The sequence below is a fragment of the Dokdonella soli genome, assembly GCF_039523175.1.
Lineage (GTDB): Bacteria > Pseudomonadota > Gammaproteobacteria > Xanthomonadales > Rhodanobacteraceae > Dokdonella_A > Dokdonella_A soli.
On the sequence record NZ_BAAAEU010000001.1, the window covers coordinates 305,777 to 323,834 of the forward strand.

General features: G+C 64.2%; 14 protein-coding genes, 2 tRNA genes and 1 pseudogene. 6 read left to right on the plus strand and 11 right to left on the minus strand.

Annotated features, from left to right (window positions below; genetic code table 11):
* The first annotated feature begins 34 nt into the window (after positions 1 to 34).
* The 5 genes from odhB (at position 35) to ABD002_RS01435 (ending at position 4,824) form a co-directional block, all read left to right on the plus strand.
* The gene (odhB, locus tag ABD002_RS01415; protein WP_343786377.1) at positions 35 to 1,240 is read left to right on the plus strand and encodes a 2-oxoglutarate dehydrogenase complex dihydrolipoyllysine-residue succinyltransferase; all 1,206 of its coding nucleotides are present in this window, start codon (positions 35 to 37) and stop codon (positions 1,238 to 1,240) included.
* Between the two features lie 133 nt (positions 1,241 to 1,373).
* Positions 1,374 to 2,795: a dihydrolipoyl dehydrogenase gene (lpdA, locus tag ABD002_RS01420; RefSeq protein WP_343786380.1), complete on the plus strand. Its 1,422-nt coding sequence runs from the start codon at positions 1,374 to 1,376 to the stop codon at positions 2,793 to 2,795.
* A gap of 240 nt (positions 2,796 to 3,035) precedes the next feature.
* On the plus strand, positions 3,036 to 3,335 hold the full coding sequence (locus tag ABD002_RS01425; RefSeq protein ID WP_343786382.1) for a GIY-YIG nuclease family protein: 300 nt from the start codon (positions 3,036 to 3,038) through the stop codon (positions 3,333 to 3,335).
* Between the two features lie 55 nt (positions 3,336 to 3,390).
* Positions 3,391 to 4,389, plus strand: coding sequence for a YhdH/YhfP family quinone oxidoreductase (locus ABD002_RS01430; protein ID WP_343786384.1), 999 nt, complete (start codon positions 3,391 to 3,393; stop codon positions 4,387 to 4,389).
* Between the two features lie 66 nt (positions 4,390 to 4,455).
* Complete coding sequence (locus ABD002_RS01435) at positions 4,456 to 4,824, plus strand: response regulator (protein ID WP_343786386.1); 369 nt, start codon at positions 4,456 to 4,458, stop codon at positions 4,822 to 4,824.
* A gap of 1 nt (position 4,825) precedes the next feature.
* Here ABD002_RS01435 and ABD002_RS01440 read toward each other — a convergent pair whose 3' ends face one another.
* Complete coding sequence (locus ABD002_RS01440; RefSeq protein ID WP_343786388.1) at positions 4,826 to 5,710, minus strand: DnaJ C-terminal domain-containing protein; 885 nt, start codon at positions 5,708 to 5,710, stop codon at positions 4,826 to 4,828.
* Between the two features lie 138 nt (positions 5,711 to 5,848).
* Positions 5,849 to 6,289 carry an Hsp20/alpha crystallin family protein gene (locus ABD002_RS01445; protein ID WP_343786389.1) on the minus strand — a complete coding sequence of 147 codons (441 nt, stop codon included), beginning with the start codon at positions 6,287 to 6,289 and terminating at the stop codon, positions 5,849 to 5,851.
* A gap of 158 nt (positions 6,290 to 6,447) precedes the next feature.
* On the opposite strand from ABD002_RS01445, the gene ABD002_RS01450 reads away from it, so the two are divergent.
* Positions 6,448 to 6,927 (plus strand): peroxiredoxin, encoded by a 480-nt coding sequence (locus tag ABD002_RS01450; RefSeq protein ID WP_343786391.1) that lies wholly within the window; start codon positions 6,448 to 6,450, stop codon positions 6,925 to 6,927.
* Between the two features lie 101 nt (positions 6,928 to 7,028).
* On the opposite strand, the gene ABD002_RS01455 is transcribed toward ABD002_RS01450, so the two are convergent.
* The 9 genes and pseudogenes from ABD002_RS01455 to ABD002_RS01500 all read right to left on the minus strand — a co-directional run bounded on the left by ABD002_RS01455 (position 7,029) and on the right by ABD002_RS01500 (position 18,050).
* Positions 7,029 to 7,166, minus strand: coding sequence for a hypothetical protein (locus ABD002_RS01455; protein ID WP_343786393.1), 138 nt, complete (start codon positions 7,164 to 7,166; stop codon positions 7,029 to 7,031).
* Positions 7,167 to 7,279: 113 nt separating this feature from the next.
* Positions 7,280 to 9,874, minus strand: coding sequence for a DNA gyrase subunit A (gene gyrA, locus ABD002_RS01460; protein ID WP_343786395.1), 2,595 nt, complete (start codon positions 9,872 to 9,874; stop codon positions 7,280 to 7,282).
* 333 nt (positions 9,875 to 10,207) lie between these two features.
* Positions 10,208 to 10,615: a GtrA family protein gene (locus ABD002_RS01465; protein ID WP_343786397.1), complete on the minus strand. Its 408-nt coding sequence runs from the start codon at positions 10,613 to 10,615 to the stop codon at positions 10,208 to 10,210.
* A 28-nt stretch (positions 10,616 to 10,643) separates the two neighbouring features.
* Complete coding sequence (mtnA, locus tag ABD002_RS01470; protein ID WP_343786399.1) at positions 10,644 to 11,675, minus strand: S-methyl-5-thioribose-1-phosphate isomerase; 1,032 nt, start codon at positions 11,673 to 11,675, stop codon at positions 10,644 to 10,646.
* A 126-nt stretch (positions 11,676 to 11,801) separates the two neighbouring features.
* Positions 11,802 to 11,876 (minus strand) — tRNA-Val (locus ABD002_RS01475).
* Between the two features lie 5 nt (positions 11,877 to 11,881).
* A tRNA-Thr gene (locus tag ABD002_RS01480) sits at positions 11,882 to 11,957 on the minus strand.
* Between the two features lie 62 nt (positions 11,958 to 12,019).
* Positions 12,020 to 12,499, minus strand: coding sequence for a type IV pilin protein (locus ABD002_RS01485; RefSeq protein WP_343786400.1), 480 nt, complete (start codon positions 12,497 to 12,499; stop codon positions 12,020 to 12,022).
* Between the two features lie 7 nt (positions 12,500 to 12,506).
* A pseudogene (locus tag ABD002_RS01495) lies at positions 12,507 to 17,605 on the minus strand (PilC/PilY family type IV pilus protein).
* The gene (locus ABD002_RS01500) at positions 17,550 to 18,050 is read right to left on the minus strand and encodes a pilus assembly PilX family protein (protein WP_343786404.1); all 501 of its coding nucleotides are present in this window, start codon (positions 18,048 to 18,050) and stop codon (positions 17,550 to 17,552) included. Before ABD002_RS01500 ends, ABD002_RS01495 begins: the two are co-directional and overlap by 56 nt.
* Positions 18,051 to 18,058 lie beyond the last annotated feature (8 nt).

An 18,058-nucleotide genomic window follows, 5' to 3' on the forward strand; every position in this document is an offset into this window, starting at 1 on the left:
CGCAAAAGTACACAAAGAACCCAAGGACAATCCCATGTCGATCGAAGTCAAAGTCCCCGTCCTGCCCGAATCCGTCTCCGACGCGACCATCGCGACCTGGCACAAGAAGCCGGGCGACGCGGTCAAGCGCGACGAGAACCTGGTCGATCTCGAGACCGACAAGGTCGTGCTCGAAGTGCCGGCGCCGGCCGACGGTGTGCTGAAGGAGATCCGGCAGGACACCGGTGCCACGGTGACCAGCCAGCAGCTGCTGGCGATCATCGAGGCAGGCGCCGTCGCAGCCGCCCCGGCCCCGAAAGCTCCCGAGGCCGCGAAGGCCGAGGCGCCGAAAGCCGCGGTTGCCACCTCCGCAAAGGCCGCCGATCTCTCGCCGGCCGGCCAGCGCGTCGCGACCGAGAACACGATCGACGTCAACGAGGTTTCCGCGACCGGCCGCGATGGCCGCGTGACAAAAGAAGACCTGGTCAACTTCATGCGCACCGGTACGCCGGCTGCAGCACCGGCAGCCGCTGCTCCGGCCGCGAAGCCGACGCCGGGCGCGCGACCGGAAGAGCGCGTGCCGATGACGCGCATGCGCGCGAAGATCGCCGAGCGCCTGATGCAGTCGAAGAACTCGATCGCGATGCTGACCTCGTTCAACGAGATCAACCTCGCCAAGGTTGCCGCGATGCGCAAGCAGCTCGGCGAGCAGTTCGAGAAGGCCAATGGCATCAAGCTCGGCTACATGAGCTTCTTCGTCAAGGCCGCCTGCGAGGCGCTCAAGCGCTATCCGATCGTCAACGCGTCGGTCGACGGCAACGACGTGATCTACCACGGCTACCAGGACATCTCGGTCGCGGTGTCGACCGACAAGGGCCTGGTCACGCCGGTGCTGCGCGACGCGCAGGCCATGGGTTTCGCCGACATCGAGAAGGCGATCGCGAACTACGCGAAGAAGGCGCGCGAAGGCGGCCTGACGCTGGATGACCTCGCGGGCGGCACCTTCACGATCACCAACGGCGGCACGTTCGGCTCGCTGTTCTCGACGCCGATCGTGAACCCGCCGCAGAGCGCGATCCTCGGCATGCACACGATCAAGGACCGTGCGATCGTCGAGAACGGCCAGGTCGTCGCCGCGCCGATGATGTACGTCGCGATCAGCTACGACCACCGCATCATCGACGGCAAGGACGCGGTGCTGTTCCTCGTCGATATCAAGAACCAGCTCGAGAATCCGCAGCGGATGCTGCTCGGGATGTGATGCTTCCCCCTTCCCCTTCAAGGGGAAGGCCGGGATGGGGATGGTGTTCGCGCACCGTCGCCACAATCTGAACACCATCCCCACCCTACCCTCCCCTTGAAGGGGAGGGCATTCGGCAGAAAGGATCTTCCTAATGGACAACTTCGACGTCATCGTCATCGGCGCCGGCCCGGCCGGCTATGTGGCCGCGATCCGCGCCGCGCAACTCGGCCTCAAGACCGCCTGCATCGACGACTTCAAGGGCAAGGACGGCAAGGCCGCACTCGGCGGCACCTGCCTCAACGTCGGCTGCATTCCGTCGAAGGCGCTGCTGGATTCATCCAAGCAGTTCTGGAACCTTTCGCACAGCTTCGAGGCGCATGGCATCAGCGCGAAGGACGCGAAGATCGACGTCGGCACGATGGTCGGCCGCAAGGACAAGATCGTCAAACAGTTCACTGGCGGCATAGCGATGCTGTTCAAGCAGAACAAGGTCACGCCGTTCTTCGGCAAGGGCCGTCTGTTGAAGGATCGCCAGGTCGAGGTGACCGCGGCTGACGGCAGCAAGCAGACGCTCGCTGCGACCAACGTGATCATCGCGACCGGCTCGGTGCCGATCGAGCTGCCGTTCGCGAAGTTCGACGGCAAGAACATCGTCGACAACGCCGGCGCACTCGATTTCAGCGAAACACCCAAGCGCCTCGGCGTGATCGGCGCCGGCGTGATCGGCCTCGAACTTGGCAGCGTGTGGAAGCGCCTGGGTTCCGACGTCACCATCATCGAGGCGCTACCGGATTTCCTCGGCGTCGCCGATGCGGATGTCGCCAAGACCGCCGCGCGCGAATTCGCCAAGCAGGGTCTGAAGATCGAACTCGGCGCGAAGCTGTCGAAGGCCGAGGTCAAGGGCAACGAAGTCAACCTCACCTACTCTGCGAAGGACGGCGAGAAGCAGCTCGTCGTCGATAAGCTGCTGGTCGCGGTCGGCCGCCGCGCCTACACCGATGGCGTCCTCGCTGACGGCACCGGGGTGAAGACCGACGAACGCGGCCGTGTCATTGTCGACGAGCATTGCTGGGCTGGCGTCGAGGGCGTGTGGGCGGTTGGCGACTGCGTACGCGGTCCGATGCTCGCGCACAAGGGGTCCGAGGAAGGCGTCATGGTCGCCGAGATCATCGCCGGCAAGGCCGGCCACGTGAACCTCGACACCGTGCCGTGGGTGATCTACACCGAACCGGAAATCGCCTGGGTCGGCAAGACCGAAGCGCAGTGCAAGGCCGAAAACATCCCGTACAAGACCGGCAGCTTCCCGTTCGCGGCGATCGGCCGCGCGGTTGCGATGAACGAACCGGCCGGCTTCGTGAAGGTGATCGCGCACGCGGAAACCGACCGCATCCTCGGCGTGCACCTGGTCGGCGCCTGCGTCTCCGAACTGGTCGCCGAATGCGTGGTCGCGATGGAGTTCAAGGGTTCGTCCGAAGACCTCGCGCGGATCGTGCATGCACATCCGACCTTGAGCGAAGCGGTGCATGAGGCGGCGTTGTCAGTCGACAAGCGGGCGATCCACAAGGCGAATTGAAGTCAGAATGACTTCATCCCGTTCAGGCCATGGATGGCCGGTGACACGGGATCCAGCGACCAAGGCGCCAAGTCCCGGCGTGCGCCGGACGAGGTTTCAATTCGTTGTCATCGCACACATCGGCACGATGAAATCGCACGCGATACAGTTGGCTCCGGCGTTCGACGAAATGGCCGGCGCATGGAAAGGTGACACTCCACCTTTCGTCGTCCCGGCGAACGCCGGGACCCAGTGTCTTGCATGTCACGCCCGAGCAAGCAGCCCTGCGTCTACATCGTGGCGAGCCGCCGCAATGGCACGCTCTACCTTGGTGTAACCTCGGATTTGATCCAGCGCGTCTGGCAGCACAAAAACGGATTCATCGAAGGATTCACCAGGCAACATCGCGTGCACGTGTTGGTCTGGTTCGAGCCGCATGCAACGATGGATTCGGCGATCGCGCGCGAGAAAGCGCTGAAGCAGTGGAGACGCGCGTGGAAAGTGAACCTGATCGAGCAGGTCAATCCGTACTGGCGCGATCTCTACGACGAGTTGCTGTAGCTGGAAAATCGAAGCCACTGGGTCCCGGCCTGCGCCGGGACGACGAGATAAAAGCATGAGTATCGCCGCCGCCTTCCCCGCCTTCCGCATCCACAACGACGCCACCGGCTACCGCGCTGGCATCGAGGACATGCGCGTCGACGCGCTCTCGCCGGGCGAGGTGCTGGTCAAGGTCGCGTACTCGTCGGTCAACTACAAGGACGCCCTGGCCGGGACCGGCAAGGGCAAGATCCTGCGCCAGTTCCCATTGAACGGCGGCATCGACGTGGCCGGCTACGTCGCTGCGTCGACCGATCCGGCGTTCAAGGAAGGCGACCAGGTGCTGTGCACCGGCTGTGGCCTCTCCGAAACGCGCGACGGCGGCTATGCGGAATACGCGCGACTGGAATCCAAATGGACGATCCCGCTGCCGGCCGGCCTCACGCTGCGCGAATCGATGGCGCTCGGCACTGCCGGCTTCACTGCGGCGCTGTCGCTGTTCCAGATGGTGCGCAACGGGCAGACGCCGGAGATGGGGCCGATCGTCGTCACCGGTGCGACCGGCGGCGTCGGTTCACTCGCGATCGACATCCTGACCCGCGCCGGCTTCGAGGCGCATGCGATCACCGGCAAGGTCGAGCAATTCGACTGGCTGATCGGGCTCGGCGCGAAGCAGTGCATTGCGCGCAAGGAACTCTACTGGGGTCAGCGCCCGCTCGAAACCGCGCGCTGGGCCGGCGCGATCGACAACGTCGGCGGCGACATGCTGGCCGGCTTGACCCGGGTCATCCGTCCCTATGGCAGCATCGCCAGCTGCGGCCTCGCCGCGTCCGCAGACCTGGCCACTACCGTGATGCCCTTCATCATCCGCGGCCTCAGTCTGCTCGGCGTCGCTTCGGCCGGCACCGCGCGACCGATCCGCGAGCAGGTCTGGGAACGCCTCGCCAGCGACTGGAAACCCGTCCATCTCGCCACGATCGTGAACCGTGAAGTGGCGCTGGCCGAACTTCCCGGCATTTTCGATACCATGCTGGCTGGCGGTTCGCTCGGCCGAACGGTCGTCAAACCCGGCTGAACGGCTCTTGGCCGGATGGCCGGCACCTGTCTAGAATGCATCCCTTCACAGGGGGAAACAGCCACAATGTCCAGAGTACTCATCGTCGACGATTCACCGTCGCAGCTGGTTGGAATGAAACGCACGGTCGAGAAGCTCGGCCATCAGGTCATCACCGCCGAGGACGGCGCTGCCGGCGTCGAAGCGGCCCGGCGCGAACTGCCGGACCTGATCCTGATGGACGTCGTGATGCCGAACCTCAACGGCTTCCAGGCGACCCGCACAATCGCCAAGGACCCGAAGACCAGCCATATCCCGATCGTGCTGGTCACCACCAAGGACCAGGACACCGACCGCGTCTGGGGCATGCGCCAGGGCGCGAAGGCCTACGTGACCAAACCGATCGACGACGCCGAGCTCTCGAAGGTCATCACGGAATACCTGCCGGCGGCTTAGCTCAGGCCCGCGGGTCGAAGTCGAATTCCTTCGCCATCTGCTCGTAGAGTGCGCGCTGCGCGTCGGTCGCAGCCTTCGGCACGCGCACGGTCAGCGTGACGATCTGATCGCCGGGCGTCTTGCCCGGCCAGCCGCGGCCGCGCAAGCGCATCTTGCGGCCGCCATCCGAACCGGCCGGAATGCGCAACTCGACGTTGCCGCCCAGCGTCGGCACGGTCACCGTCGCGCCGAGCGCGGCTTCCCACGGCGCGACCGGGAGGTCCGTGAGCACATCGCGTCCTTCCAGCCGGAAACGCGGATCGTCGCGCAAACCGACTTCGAGGATCAGGTCGCCCGCGGGACCCCCATGCGCCCCCGCACCGCCCTGCCCTGCCAAACGGATCTGCTGGCCCGGCGCGATGCCGGCCGGAATCCGCACCTCGAGCGTGCGTTCGCCGCCGCCGTCGTGCAGGCCGATGCGCTGCCGCCCGCCGTGATAGGCCGTGGTCAGATCAACGGCGATCTGCGCATGTACATCACGCCCGCGGCGCGGGCCCGCTCGTCCGCCGGCGCCGCGGCCTCCGAACAGCGACTCGAAGAAGTCGCTGAAATCCGCACCACCGTCCTCGCCGAAATCGGTGCCGCGCTGCCAGTTCGGCGGCGGACCGCGGAATTCGTCGCCGCCGCGGTAGCCGCCCGCGCGCAGCTGGTCATAGGCCTGGCGGCGCGTGGGGTCCTTCAGCGCCTCGTACGCCTCGTTGACCGCCTTGAACTTCTCCTCGGCGCCGGCTTCCTTGCTGACGTCCGGATGGTACTTGCGCGCGAGCCGCCGGTACGCGGACTTGATCTCCGCATCCGTCGCGCCGGACTTCACGCCGAGCGTCTCGTAATAGTCCTTGAACTCCATCGATTCTCCCGAGCCTCGCAAAACGAAACGGCCCGCGGTTGCGACCGCGGGCCGGCAGTGATCACCGGTACGCCATGCCTGCCGGCCAGCGTACCAAAGCACCCGCCCCCGCATAAGCGGAGCGGCGATCGGAGTTCGTCAGCTGTTGATCGCGATGCGGCGCGGCGTGGTCTCGGGCTTCTTCGGGATCGAGATCTCGAGCACGCCGTGTTTGCCGACCGCGGTGATGCCATCGGCATCGGCGCTGTCAGGCAGCACGAAGCGGCGATCGAAGCTGCCGTGCGTGCGCTCGACGCGCGTGAACGTGGCGCCCTCTTCCTTCGTTTCCGACTTGCGCTCGCCCTTGAGCGACAGGACGCCCTTGTCCATCTGGATCTCGATGTCGGCCGGATCGATGCCGGGGAGGTCGGCGAGGATCACGAAGCGCGCGGCTTCCTCGCGGATGTCGACGCGCGGCGTCCACGGCTGCGTGGCGGCGCCTGCCGCATTGGCTTCGTCGGTGTTGAAGAAACGGTCCAGTGTGTGCTTCGCCAGCGCGTTGCCGCGCACGAACCACGGGTTGTAATGGGTCACGATCATGGAATCTCTCCGCAATTGGCTGCGGCGACAGTCGCCGCGATGGCGAAAAGGTAGGGCCACCGGATCGGCTTTCAAGAGACGCCATGTTCGACGCCGGCGCGACGTATGATCCGCTCCCGACCCGCAGCGCGGGCAGCCACTCCAACGAGGATATTCCGATGACGATCCAGGTCGGCGACCGCATTCCCGCGGCGACACTCAACGTGCTGAAAGACGGCGTGCAGGCGATTTCCACCGACGAAATCTTCAAGGGCCGCAAGGCCGTGCTGTTCTCGGTACCCGGCGCATTCACGCCGACCTGCTCGGAACGGCACCTGCCCGGCTATATCGAGCACTACGGCGAATTCACGAAACGCGGCATCGAGGTCGCCTGCATCGCGGTCAACGATGCATTCGTGATGGATGCCTGGGGGAAAGCGCAGCACGTACCCGATGGCCTGATGATGCTCGCCGACGGCAATGGCGCATTCACGCAGGCGCTCGGACTGGAGATGGACGCGACGCGCTTCGGCATGGGTCTGCGCGGCAAGCGCTTTGCGCTCTATGCCGAGGATGGTGTCGTGAAGAAGCTCGCCGTCGAGGCACCCGGTGAATTCAAGGTGTCGAGTGCGGAGGCGATGCTGGCCGACGTAGGTTGACCGGTAGGAGCGGCTTCAGCCGCGATGCTTTTCCGGATGCTCGCCGGAAGGCGAAAGAGCATCGCGGCTGAAGCCGCTCCTACGCAATGGCGGTGCCGAACCTAGGTTTCGTCGGTGGGTGACGCAGCGCTGTCGATACCCGTCCCGGCCACGTCGCCGTTTTCATCCTCGCCCAGCTCGCCCGGCGCCTCGACCATGACCACGCCGAGCAGCGCCGCGCCCGCGGGCAGACAGGTCAATGTGACGCTCTGCGTGTAGGAGCGGCTTCAGCCGCGATGCTTTTCAGAGTGCTCGCGGGAAAGCGCAAGAGCATCGCGGCTGAAGCCGCTCCTACGCAATGAAGGTGCCGAAACTAGGTTTCGTCGGTGGGTGACGCAGCGCTGTCGATACCCGTCGCGGTCACGTCACCGGTGTCGTCCTCACCCAGCGCCTCGACCTTGACCACGCCGACCAGCGCCTCGTCCGCCGGCAGGCGGATCAGCGTGACGCCTTGCGTGTTGCGGCCGACGCGCGCGATCTCGGCTGCGCGCGTGCGTACCAGCGTGCCCTGGTTCGAGATCAGCATCAGCTCGTGGCTCTCGCCGAGCTGCACCGCGCCGATCAGCATGCCGTTGCGCTCCGAGCACTGGATCGCGATCACACCCTGCGTGCCGCGGCCCTTGCGCGGATAGTCGGCGAGCGGCGTGCGCTTGCCGTAGCCGCGTTCGGTCGCAGTCAGGATGTCATCGTCGCCCTCGCCGACGATCAGGCTGACCACCTGTTCGCCCTCAGCGAGGCGCATGCCGCGCACGCCGGTCGCGGTGCGACCCATCGAACGCACCGAGGCCTCGTCGAAGCGCACCGCCTTGCCGTTCGACGCGAACAGCAGGATGTCGCGCGCGCCGTCGGTGAGCTGCACGTCGACCAGCGCATCGCCCTCGTCGAGGTTGATCGCGATCTTGCCGCGCTGCAGCTGGAACGCGTACTCGGTCAGCGGCGTCTTCTTGACCGTGCCGTTCCTCGTCGCGAAGAACACGTAGCGGTCCTCGCTGAACTCGCGCACCGGCTGCACGGCCTGGACCTTCTCGTCCGGCTCCAGCGGCAGCAGGTTCACGATCGGCTTGCCGCGCGCGTTCGGACCGGCATCCGGCAACTGATAGACCTTGAGCCAGAACACGCGGCCCGCGCTCGTGAACGTGAGCAAGGTGTCGTGCGTGTTCGCGATCCACAGACGCTCGACGAAATCCTCTTCCTTCATGCTCGTCGCCGACCGACCCTTGCCGCCACGCTTCTGCGCGCGGTAGATGCTGACCGGCTGGCGCTTCGCATAACCGGTATGCGAAAGCGTGACGACGACATCCTCCGGCTCGATCAGGTCGAGGATGTTCAGATCCTCCTGGCTGGCCTGGATCGCGGTGCGGCGCTCGTCACCGTACTGCTCCTTCAGCGCGACGAACTCGTCGCGGATGATCTTCAGCAGTACATCGGGGTTCTCGAGGATCTCGATCAGCCCCGCGATCGTGCGCAGCAATTCCTTGTATTCGTCGCTGAGTTTTTCCTGTTCGAGACCGGTCAGGCGCGACAGGCGCATCTCGAGGATTTCCTTGGCCTGGATCTCGGACAGCTGGTAGCCGTCCGCCTTCAGGCCCGCCTCGATCGCCATCTCCTCGGGACGCGAGGCTTCCGCGCCCGCGGCCGCGAGCAGCGCGCGCACCATGCCCGGCTCCCAGCGCCGCGCGAGCATGCGCTGCTTCGCCTCGTCCGGCGTCGGCGAGGTCTTGATCAGCTCGACCATCTCGTCGATGTTCGCGAGCGCGACGGTCAGGCCCTCGACGATGTGCGCACGCGCACGCGCCTTGCGCAGATCGAAGATCGTGCGCCGCGTGACGACTTCACGGCGATGGCGGATGAATGCATCGAGGATCTCGCGCAGCGAGAGCGTGCGCGGCTGGCCGTCGAGCAGCGCGACCATGTTGATGCCGAACGTGACCTGCAGCTGGGTCTGCTGGAACAGGTTGTTGAGCAGCACGTCGGCCGAGGTGTCGCGGCGCACCTCGATGACGACGCGCAGGCCGTCCTTGTCCGACTCGTCGCGCAGCTCGGTGATGCCCTCGATGCGTTTTTCCTTGACCAGCTCGGCAATCTTCTCGATCAGCCGTGCCTTGTTCACCTGGTACGGCAGCTCGGTGACGATGATCGTCTCGCGGCCGTTGTCCTCGGTCTCGATCTCCGCCTTGGCGCGCACCAGGATGCGGCCGCGGCCGGTCTTGTACGCCTCGACGATGCCGGCGGCACCGTTGATGATGCCCGCGGTCGGGAAGTCCGGACCGGGAACGAGACGCAGCAGGTCGTCGAAGCCGAGCTCCGGATCGTCGATCAGCGCAATGCACGCGGACAGGACTTCGGTGAGGTTGTGCGGCGGCACGTTGGTCGCCATGCCGACCGCGATGCCGGCCGAACCGTTGACCAGCAGGTTCGGGATGCGCGTCGGCAGCACCGTCGGCTCGAATTCCTTCTCGTCGTAGTTCGGCTGGTAATCGACGGTTTCCTTGTCGATGTCGGCGAGCAGCTCGGAGGACAGGCGCTCGAGCCGGCATTCGGTGTAACGCATCGCCGCCGCTTCGTCGCCGTCGACCGAGCCGAAGTTGCCCTGGCCGTCGACGAGCATGTAGCGCATCGAGAAATCCTGCGCCATGCGCACCAGCGCGTCGTAGATCGACGAGTCGCCGTGCGGATGGTACTTACCCATCACGTCACCGACCACACGCGCGCACTTCACGTACGGGCGGTTCCACACCGTGTTCGATTCGTGCATCGCGTACAGCGTGCGCCGGTGCACCGGCTTCAGGCCGTCGCGCACGTCGGGCAGCGCGCGCCCGACGATCACGCTCATTGCATAGTCGAGATAGCTTTTCCGGACCTCGTCCTCGATGTTGACGCGTATGACTTCTTTGGCCAGCTCAGCCATCAGGAAACCTCTGCAAAAGTCCGGATTTGGAACGCGATCACGTCGCTCTCGCGGCGCTTTTCGAGGATCGAAAAGCAGAGCCGCGACAGCGCTGCGCAAGTGCCACTCGCGTGCGCGAAGGCAACACTAAATCTTACCACAGCAGACCGGCCAAAGTGGCCGTTTTTCCCTGATTTCAGCGGGACTTAGGGGCTATCCCGACCTCCCCGGAAGGGCAAGTCCCGGATCCGGGTTCCGCAGGAGCGGCTTCGGCCGGAATGTTCCATCTGCCCCACCTCCCCGGAGACATCAAGACAGGTCTCTCCCGCACAAACGGGCATCTGCCGGATGCCCTCAACCGCGATGCGCAGGCGCGCGGAAGATCCAGTACTTGGAACTCAGGAAGTTCACGGCCGCGCCGGCCACCGACCCCGCCGCGACGCCGATCGCCGGCCACTCGCGCACCAGCGGCCAGAACAGCACGCAGGCGGCGTACGCGCCGTAGTTCAACGCGAAGCCGAACGCCATTGCGACCAGGTAGCGCAGCAATTCACGACGCCGGCTGCCGCCGCCATGCCCGGCGAACGTATAGCGCCGATTGAAGCCCCAGGTCGTCGTCGCTGCGGCGAGAAACGAGACCACGCGCGCGCCGTAGGGATTGATGCCGAGTTCACGCACGAGGAACTGCACGATGCCGGCGTCGACCACGAAGCCGAGCAGGCCGCTGATCGCGAACAAAAGAATTTGCCTGTGCAACGCCATCCGAGGCTCCGTTCAAAGCAGGCGGAGATCAGCGCGCGGTGCCGAACAGCGCGGCCATACGCCCGGCATCCGGACGCTCGACAACGCCGCGCTCGGTCACGATCGCATCGATCAGGCTGGCCGGCGTCACGTCGAACACCGGATTCCATGCCTGCGCGCCCGCGGCCACGGTGCGCTGCCCCGCATAGGCGAGGAGCTCATCCGGTGAACGCAGCTCGATTTCGATATCGGCGCCGCTCGCGGTCGACATGTCGACCGTCGACGACGGCGCGACGACCATGAACCTGACGCCGTGGTGGCGCGCGCCGATCGCAAGCTGGTAAGTGCCGATCTTGTTGGCGACGTCTCCATTCGCGGCGATGCGGTCGGCGCCGACGATGACCCATTGCACATCACCGGACTTCATCAGGTGCGCCGCTGCCGAGTCTGCAACGAGCGTCGCCGGGATCCGGTCGCGCAGCAGCTCCCAGATGGTGAGCCGCGCGCCCTGCAGCCACGGCCTCGTCTCGCCCGCGAATACACGCGCGATGCGGCCCGCGCTGACGCCGGCGCGGATCACGCCGAGCGCGGTGCCGAAACCGGCAGTCGCGAGCGAACCGGTATTGCAGTGAGTCAGCACACCCACGCCACGACCGAGCAACGCCGCACCGAGTTCGCCCATGTGGCGGTTCGCGGCGAGATCCTCGTCCTGGATTGCCTGCGCCTCGCGAGCGAGTGCTGCCGCGTCCGCACCACGCACGATCGCGGCCTTCATCCGGTCCAGTGCCCACATCAGGTTCACCGCGGTCGGCCGTGCGGCGCGCAGTGTTGCCAAGGCCGCATCGAGGTGTCCTGGATCGCGTTGGGCGGCGATCACGACACCCCACGCCGCCGCGATACCGATAGCGGGCGCGCCACGCACGACCAGATCGCGAATCGCCGCGGCGACCTCGTCGGCGCTGTGGCAGTCGAGCCAGATTTCATCAGCCGGGAGGCGGCGCTGGTCGAGCAGGCGCAGATGGTCACCCTGCCAGATCACTGCGCGGATCGAATCGTGGCTGTATGCAGGCTGCGTGGTCATGCGGCGTAACCGGTGCAGTCGCACGCGGCGGAAAAGTCGGGCGCGCAGGGTACCAGCGCACTGGCATCGCGGCCAGCACAGCGCGCGGCACAGACGCTCGCGCGATGCAGATCCAACTGGAGAAAGTGGTGGGCGGTGCAGGGATCGAACCTGCGACCCTTGCCGTGTGAAGGCAATGCTCTACCGCTGAGCTAACCGCCCGGACTTGGTGCCGGAGAAGGGAATCGAACCCCCGACCTACGCATTACGAATGCGCCGCTCTACCAACTGAGCTACTCCGGCGGGGGCGCGGAGTATAGCGACCGATACCCGCCACCTCAACCCGGAGCACACAAATGCCTCGACTACCAGCAGCTGCCTGACGGATGGGTGCCACTGGCTCCCTTCGCACCGGTCTGATCGACCGTCAGCACCGCGCATGGATCGGCCGTCTGGGGGCCGGTCGGGGTGGCCGTCAGCGTATAGGCTCCCTGCGTCAGATTCGGCAACGTGATCGTATACGCCACGGTCGCACCGCCATCCGTTGGCGACTGGGTGAACGGAAGCACGAAGCCGACGTAGGTCCGGTTGACCGTGTATTGCCGCTCCAGCATTTGCGCGAGTTGAAGCAAATCTCCCTCCGCCCTCGCACGGCGCGCCTTCTGCATATGCCTTTGGTAGCTAGGTAGCGCGATCATCGCAAGGATCGCGACGATCGCCACGACAATCACCAGCTCGATGAGGGTGAAGCCGCGCGCGGTCGCGCAGGCGCCCGATCGCACCTCTCGCCATCGTCTGGGTCCGGTAATCATCTGCAGACACGACTTGCTCATCGCATTCCCCATCGATCGTTCAGCGAAGTTGGCGCCATGCCGCACGGCACTGGAACGCTTGGTTGCCGATTGGCGTGCCGGCATTCGGGATCAGACTGCATTGGGCGCTCTGGTTGCAGTACGGATAGCCGGGCGAGGCAGGCTGCGCCGGCGGCCCGGCGATGGCTGGATGGCAATCGGCCGGGGCCGGGCAATTCGGATAACCGGGCGTCGAAGGCTGGCACCAGGTGGGATCCGCGCAATTCGGATAGCCGGGCACGCCCGGTGTGCACCAGAAGTGCGGCGTCACGCAATTCGGATTGCCCGGCGGACAGCCGATCGCGGGGATGCCGGTCTGTCCCGAGATCGTCACGACCGGATTTGGCGAGCCCAGCGGCGGCCCATCGCCGATGTCCTGGCCGCCCTTCCCGCTGCCGCTGCCCGAGCCATTGCCACCACCGGCAGGGTTCGGAAATGCAGCTCCGCCATTGAGCAGATCCAGTTCCAGCAGACTGTTCACACCGGCCGGCAGGCAGATATCGCCGATCGGCCGGAACACATTGATGAACAACTTGCTGAGCACGCCCGTTGGCGCCGCCAGGACACGCTCGCTCTGCAATGGATCGGGGTTCGCCGATGTCACGGACAGATCGAGATACCAGCCCATCTTGCCGCCCGGGAACTCCGTGGTCTTGTACCCGAAAGCGTTCTGCGTGATCGTGAACGAACCACTGGTGTAGTCGGTAATCCGCTGCTGTTGCAGATCCGAGCGAGTCGGAGCCGCACTACCACCGTTGTCCCACACGGCATAGATGGAATTCACCAACGGCTTGCCGTCCGCCTGAAGGTCTTTCGGATCGTTGTCGGCAGTCGTCAGATATTTTCCGGTGCCGAAATAGATGATCACGCCGCCAAGCGGGTTCTTGATCGCATACATGCCGCTGGTGATCGGCTGCTTGTGGCCATAGGTGTCCACCGCCTTGAAGATCGGCGTGGATGGGTTGAGTTTCCAGGCGCCCTTCGTGAGGACGAATTTCCAGACATTGCCCAGATAATCGCCGGCATAGATCGTGTCGCCGACGCCGTCCGAGCACACAGGCGGGCCGCCGCTCGGACACGTGCCGGTCGCGTCGATGATGGTCGCCGTCGACAATCCGTTGGGCGCTGCGTTGGCGCTGTCGGTGATGGCATCGACGCTGATCTTGCTGCCCGTCGACAAATCGACGACGAACAGCTTCGCCCTGTTGCCGGCGCCGTTGTATCCATTGCCGAACGCGGCGACCCATTTGCCATCGGCGGTCAGCGTCGGCGGACTCGGGATGCCGGTGAATCGGCCCATGTCGGGATCGACCGTGCTGTTGAACTCCCATAGCAGACTGCTGGTTCCGAAGCTCGCGGGATCGGTCACATCGAGCGCGAACACGGCGGCGCACCCGCGCCAGCGGAGCTCACCAACACGGTCTTCCAGCTACCGAGATAGGCATCACCAATCGCCGGTGTTCCATCGACAGAATAGGTGTGCACATACCCGGGCTTGGCCAACGCACCCAGCTTGGAGATCACGGCATTCGGGATGTAGGCGAACAGTTCCTTGCCACCGGTGGCCGATCCATCGAATGCATGCAGCATGCCGTCGTTCGCGCCGACGAAAACCGTGGTCTTTGCCTTGCTCGCCACGAAGGTCGCATAGGACGACGTGCACGCCGCGCCGCAGCCCGTCGGGTTCGGCAGCTGGCTGTATCCGTAGTCGAGCTTGTAGGCAACTTGCGGCGAGGAATTGACGATGTCGCCAAGACGCTTCAGCGGGTCGCGTCGACGATACGAACCCGTGGGCAATTCGTTGGTTTGATCACCACTCAGATACACGATCAGGCTGTCGATCGACGCGCTGGTATTCGGCCACGTGGCAGGCGACGCGCCAGCAGCGGTCAGCGCCGTCGTCATCCAGGCGGGCAAATTCGATCGCGTGAACTTCTGCGCCATGAAGGTCGCACTCGTATTCGTCGGCGCCACGCCGATCCAGATGTCGCTGCGCGCGCCTGTGGGCAGCATCGCCGCAGCCGCCCATGCCTGATTGCCGAGCGAACCGTCGCCGTTGAGGTAAAAACCCTTGAGATCGCCGACCCAGTTGTTCGAGTCGTAGGACGACTGGTAGGCCAGCGTCTGTCCGACTGTGTAGCGCGACGAACTAGAGGCGACGCTTCCGGACGGGCTGGCGCCTGCGATCACCGCGTCGAAGATCTTCTGCAGCTGGGTCTTCAGCTTGCTCGGATCAGTGACAGCGAAGAAGTTGTCGGGGACGCCGGCTTCCCTCGAATCCCATTCGCCGGGATCCGGCCTGCCGTTGCTGTTGAGGTCGTTGAAGCTGCCGTACTTCGCCGCATAGAACAACGGGTTTTCAAGCTGTTTCGCCGCCGCCGTCGCTGCCTTGTATTTCATTACGATCGGGGCATACCACGAAGCGTTCGGATTCACAGTCTTGTTGAGCAAAGTGTCGTTCGTATTGCCGGGACGCAGCGTCAGGCGCTTGACGCCGTCGTCGTTCGAGCCGGCGATGCTGTAACCGGTCAGCATGGCGTTGCCCGCGTAAGCAGAAACGTTTTCGATGCGGATCAGCACCTCGTCTGCGGCTACGCTCGGCTTGCCATTGGTCGGACAGGGCGACGTGTATCCGTAGGGATCCTTGGTCGCGGTGGCCAATCCCGGTGCGGCGAATCCGCCTGCGGTGCTGCCCGTGGTGCCCGTGGTGCCATAGGCTCGCCAGCAGATGTCATATCCGTTGTAGCTGGTCCCATCCAGGTTCTTGCGACCACTCTGTTGATTGCCGGAACAGGCGCCACCTACGCAGTACGTGACCATGGTTACGACGTCGTTCTCGTGGTCGTTGCCCCACAGGGAGTCTTCCCAGACGAACGTGAACGTACCGAATTGCGGTAATGCACGGGTGTCCAGCGAGCGACCGTAGATGTAGTTCGGCGACACACTCGACTTTTTCTCGCCGATCGTCACCGAACCCATGTAACAGCTGCGCCAGTTCTTGTCGTTGGTGCCGTTGAGCGCATCGCCGGAACCGGAGTTGTTGGCCTGGCACAGCGGAGCCAACGAAATCGTGCTGCCGCCGAGCGGAATCTTGAAACTGGGCAGGTTGCGCGCGAGTGCGACCGAGAACGTCTTCACCGTGTTCTTGTACGTGTCGGGCTTCACCGGATTGCCCGTCGGCGGACTGTTGTGCAGATCGGGACGCAGATCATTCGTCCACGCATCGAAGGCCAGGCCATCCATCAGATAGCTGCCTTCCATGGCCGAGATATCCGGACAGATACCGCGGACGACACTCAGGTCGGCGACGCCTTTCGCCGTGCAAAGATCGGTGTGCGTGGCAGTCGAGTTGCCCACAGCAAGATCGCCTGGAGTATTCGTAGCGATGCGACCGACCGAATAATTGCCGGTGACGCCTTCGACAGCACCCACAGCCCTTGTCGATGCCGCAGCCTGCCTCGACAAGGCGGCCACGGTCGGAATCTCGTCGCTGTCGAACGAATTGAGGCCGGTCGAAAGCACGAGGATGCTGCAATTTGCGCAATACGGATTGCCGCCGGCAGCTGCGGACCGATAGGGATCTTTCCATGCCACATTGGTCGGCAATCCGGTCAGATCCGTGCCTCCGGTAAACGCGCTGCTCGGAGTGCTGGCCGTCGGATTCGGCGTACTGATATAGCGAAGCGCTTCTGCGTACATCTCCGACAGCGGATTGCCCCATGCTGCGCAGTTCTGCGTGTTGCTCCCTGCACCCGGATTGTTCAGATAGCGGTCGCCGTCAAAACCCTGACGGTTCAAGATTCCGTAGTTGTTGCAATCACTCCATTTCGGATTGGTGGCATTGAAATTGTAGTAACCACTGATATCCAGCGCAGTTATCGTGCTGACGATGCCCTTGTTGCCCGAAGCACTGTGCGTGCAGAACTTGCCGTTGTTCAGATTGACTTCGTCATCAGCCGCGCAACCTTCGGCGTCCTTCGCACCTGTGTTGCCGGCGAACAGTCCGATATTCCGGCGCAGCACGCCGCCACTGCGCGGTTTTGAGAAGCTGCCGGTCAACAAGCCAAAGCGCATCTGGCCCTTCTCGCCATAGGTCTGCAACAACCCGACAGGCTTGTAGGATGCGGCACCGTTGGAACTGTCCATGTATTTCTGACAAAAATTTTCGCGCAGGCTGGCGTTGCTGTTTGCGCAGACTTGCACGCGTGCCGTAAGCCCGGCCGTTGTCGCGAGCGCGGCCGACTTCGGCGCATCGTCGTAACAACTGTTGTCGCCGGCCGCGTTGGAACAACTGCCAGCCCCCGCTGAATACGCTTCCTCCCGCCAATTGCACATCTGCAATGCAGTGGCGGCCCATTCCGGATAAGCGCCCTGTGCTGCACGAATGGTAGGCGCCGCACCCCTACTCATCGTGGCATTGCAAAAGGACACGGTGCCCGAATACGGCGTGTATTTCCTGGTGTCGCTGCCGGCATACACCTTGACCCAGGCATGCAGGTCGGGCGGTATGGGCGCGCGCTCGAGGACCGCCCCGTTCGCTGGCTCGGGAATGACACGCCTGCCACCGGTCAGCACGAAATTCAGTACATCGAGACGGCTCATCGCCACCCAGTTCATGAAGTTGCCGCTGAACGTCGAACCACTGCACTGATGCGGATATTTCTGCCCGACAGCCACCGTACCCGTTGCTACTTCAGCGGCGCTGAATTGGCTGTTGGCATAGGCGTAGCACAGTGCGGAATCGAAATATCCTGAATAGTCGAAACGATCCTGATAGGTCGTATCGAGGATTCCATCGCCATCCAGATCCGAGTAGTCGTCATAGGCCTTGATGAACAGCTGCTCGTCGCGCGACATCACCATCATCATCAATGGCGGCACTCCGGCGGTGGTGAACAAAGGCTGGTCGGTGATCGGGATCGATTGCGCCTGCGCGCGGTCGATCGGCGAATCGATCGCGGCCAGCAAGGTCAGCGCGAAAGCCACCACGACCGACTTCATGTTGGATACATTCATGATGATTCCTCGATGGCCCACGACCCGATCAGAAAATGTAGATGCCCTGCAACGCGGTCTTGGCGTCGCCGCTCGGATCACCATCGATCGCGGCAACTGAGTAGTAGCGCAGAGCAGCGCCGCTGGGAGGAAGCGCCGCAGCGCTGCAGGAGGGGCAATACCTCAACGCCTTCAGCGAACTGATGGGCAGGGTCGGCTCGCTGGTCAGCCATGGCACCCACGGCGCCTGGTTCGGCAGACCCGTATTCGGATCGGTGATCACTGACACGCAATTGCCGGCCGTGTAGCAGTTGACGCCGTAGGTACTGGGTGCGGCGCGAACGGTTTCGCGGCCTTTTCCGAGCAGGGTTTCTCCCGCCTCGAAACCGTCGTGCCGCACCTTGAAGTTGCCCGCCATTCGTTCCTGCAGCACCGTCACCTGCATCGCGGTGATGCCGATCAGGCTCATCAGCAACAACATGATCAGCGCCACGAAGAGGGCTACGCCGCGCTGGCGCGGAAATCCGGAAGTTCGATTGACGTGGTTCATGGCGTAAG

Bases quoted from the DNA above. Each gene is read 5' to 3' on its own strand.
- odhB (WP_343786377.1), top strand. From the start codon at position 35: ATGTCGATCGAAGTCAAAGTCCCCGTCCTGCCCGAATCCGTCTCCGAC.
- lpdA (WP_343786380.1), top strand. From the start codon at position 1,374: ATGGACAACTTCGACGTCATCGTCATCGGCGCCGGCCCGGCCGGCTAT.
- ABD002_RS01425 (WP_343786382.1), top strand. From the start codon at position 3,036: ATGTCACGCCCGAGCAAGCAGCCCTGCGTCTACATCGTGGCGAGCCGC.
- ABD002_RS01430 (WP_343786384.1), top strand. From the start codon at position 3,391: ATGAGTATCGCCGCCGCCTTCCCCGCCTTCCGCATCCACAACGACGCC.
- ABD002_RS01435 (WP_343786386.1), top strand. From the start codon at position 4,456: ATGTCCAGAGTACTCATCGTCGACGATTCACCGTCGCAGCTGGTTGGA.
- ABD002_RS01440 (WP_343786388.1), bottom strand. From the start codon at position 5,710: ATGGAGTTCAAGGACTATTACGAGACGCTCGGCGTGAAGTCCGGCGCG.
- ABD002_RS01445 (WP_343786389.1), bottom strand. From the start codon at position 6,289: ATGATCGTGACCCATTACAACCCGTGGTTCGTGCGCGGCAACGCGCTG.
- ABD002_RS01450 (WP_343786391.1), top strand. From the start codon at position 6,448: ATGACGATCCAGGTCGGCGACCGCATTCCCGCGGCGACACTCAACGTG.
- gyrA (WP_343786395.1), bottom strand. From the start codon at position 9,874: ATGGCTGAGCTGGCCAAAGAAGTCATACGCGTCAACATCGAGGACGAG.
- ABD002_RS01465 (WP_343786397.1), bottom strand. From the start codon at position 10,615: ATGGCGTTGCACAGGCAAATTCTTTTGTTCGCGATCAGCGGCCTGCTC.
- mtnA (WP_343786399.1), bottom strand. From the start codon at position 11,675: ATGACCACGCAGCCTGCATACAGCCACGATTCGATCCGCGCAGTGATC.
- ABD002_RS01485 (WP_343786400.1), bottom strand. From the start codon at position 12,499: ATGGGGAATGCGATGAGCAAGTCGTGTCTGCAGATGATTACCGGACCC.
- ABD002_RS01500 (WP_343786404.1), bottom strand. From the start codon at position 18,050: ATGAACCACGTCAATCGAACTTCCGGATTTCCGCGCCAGCGCGGCGTA.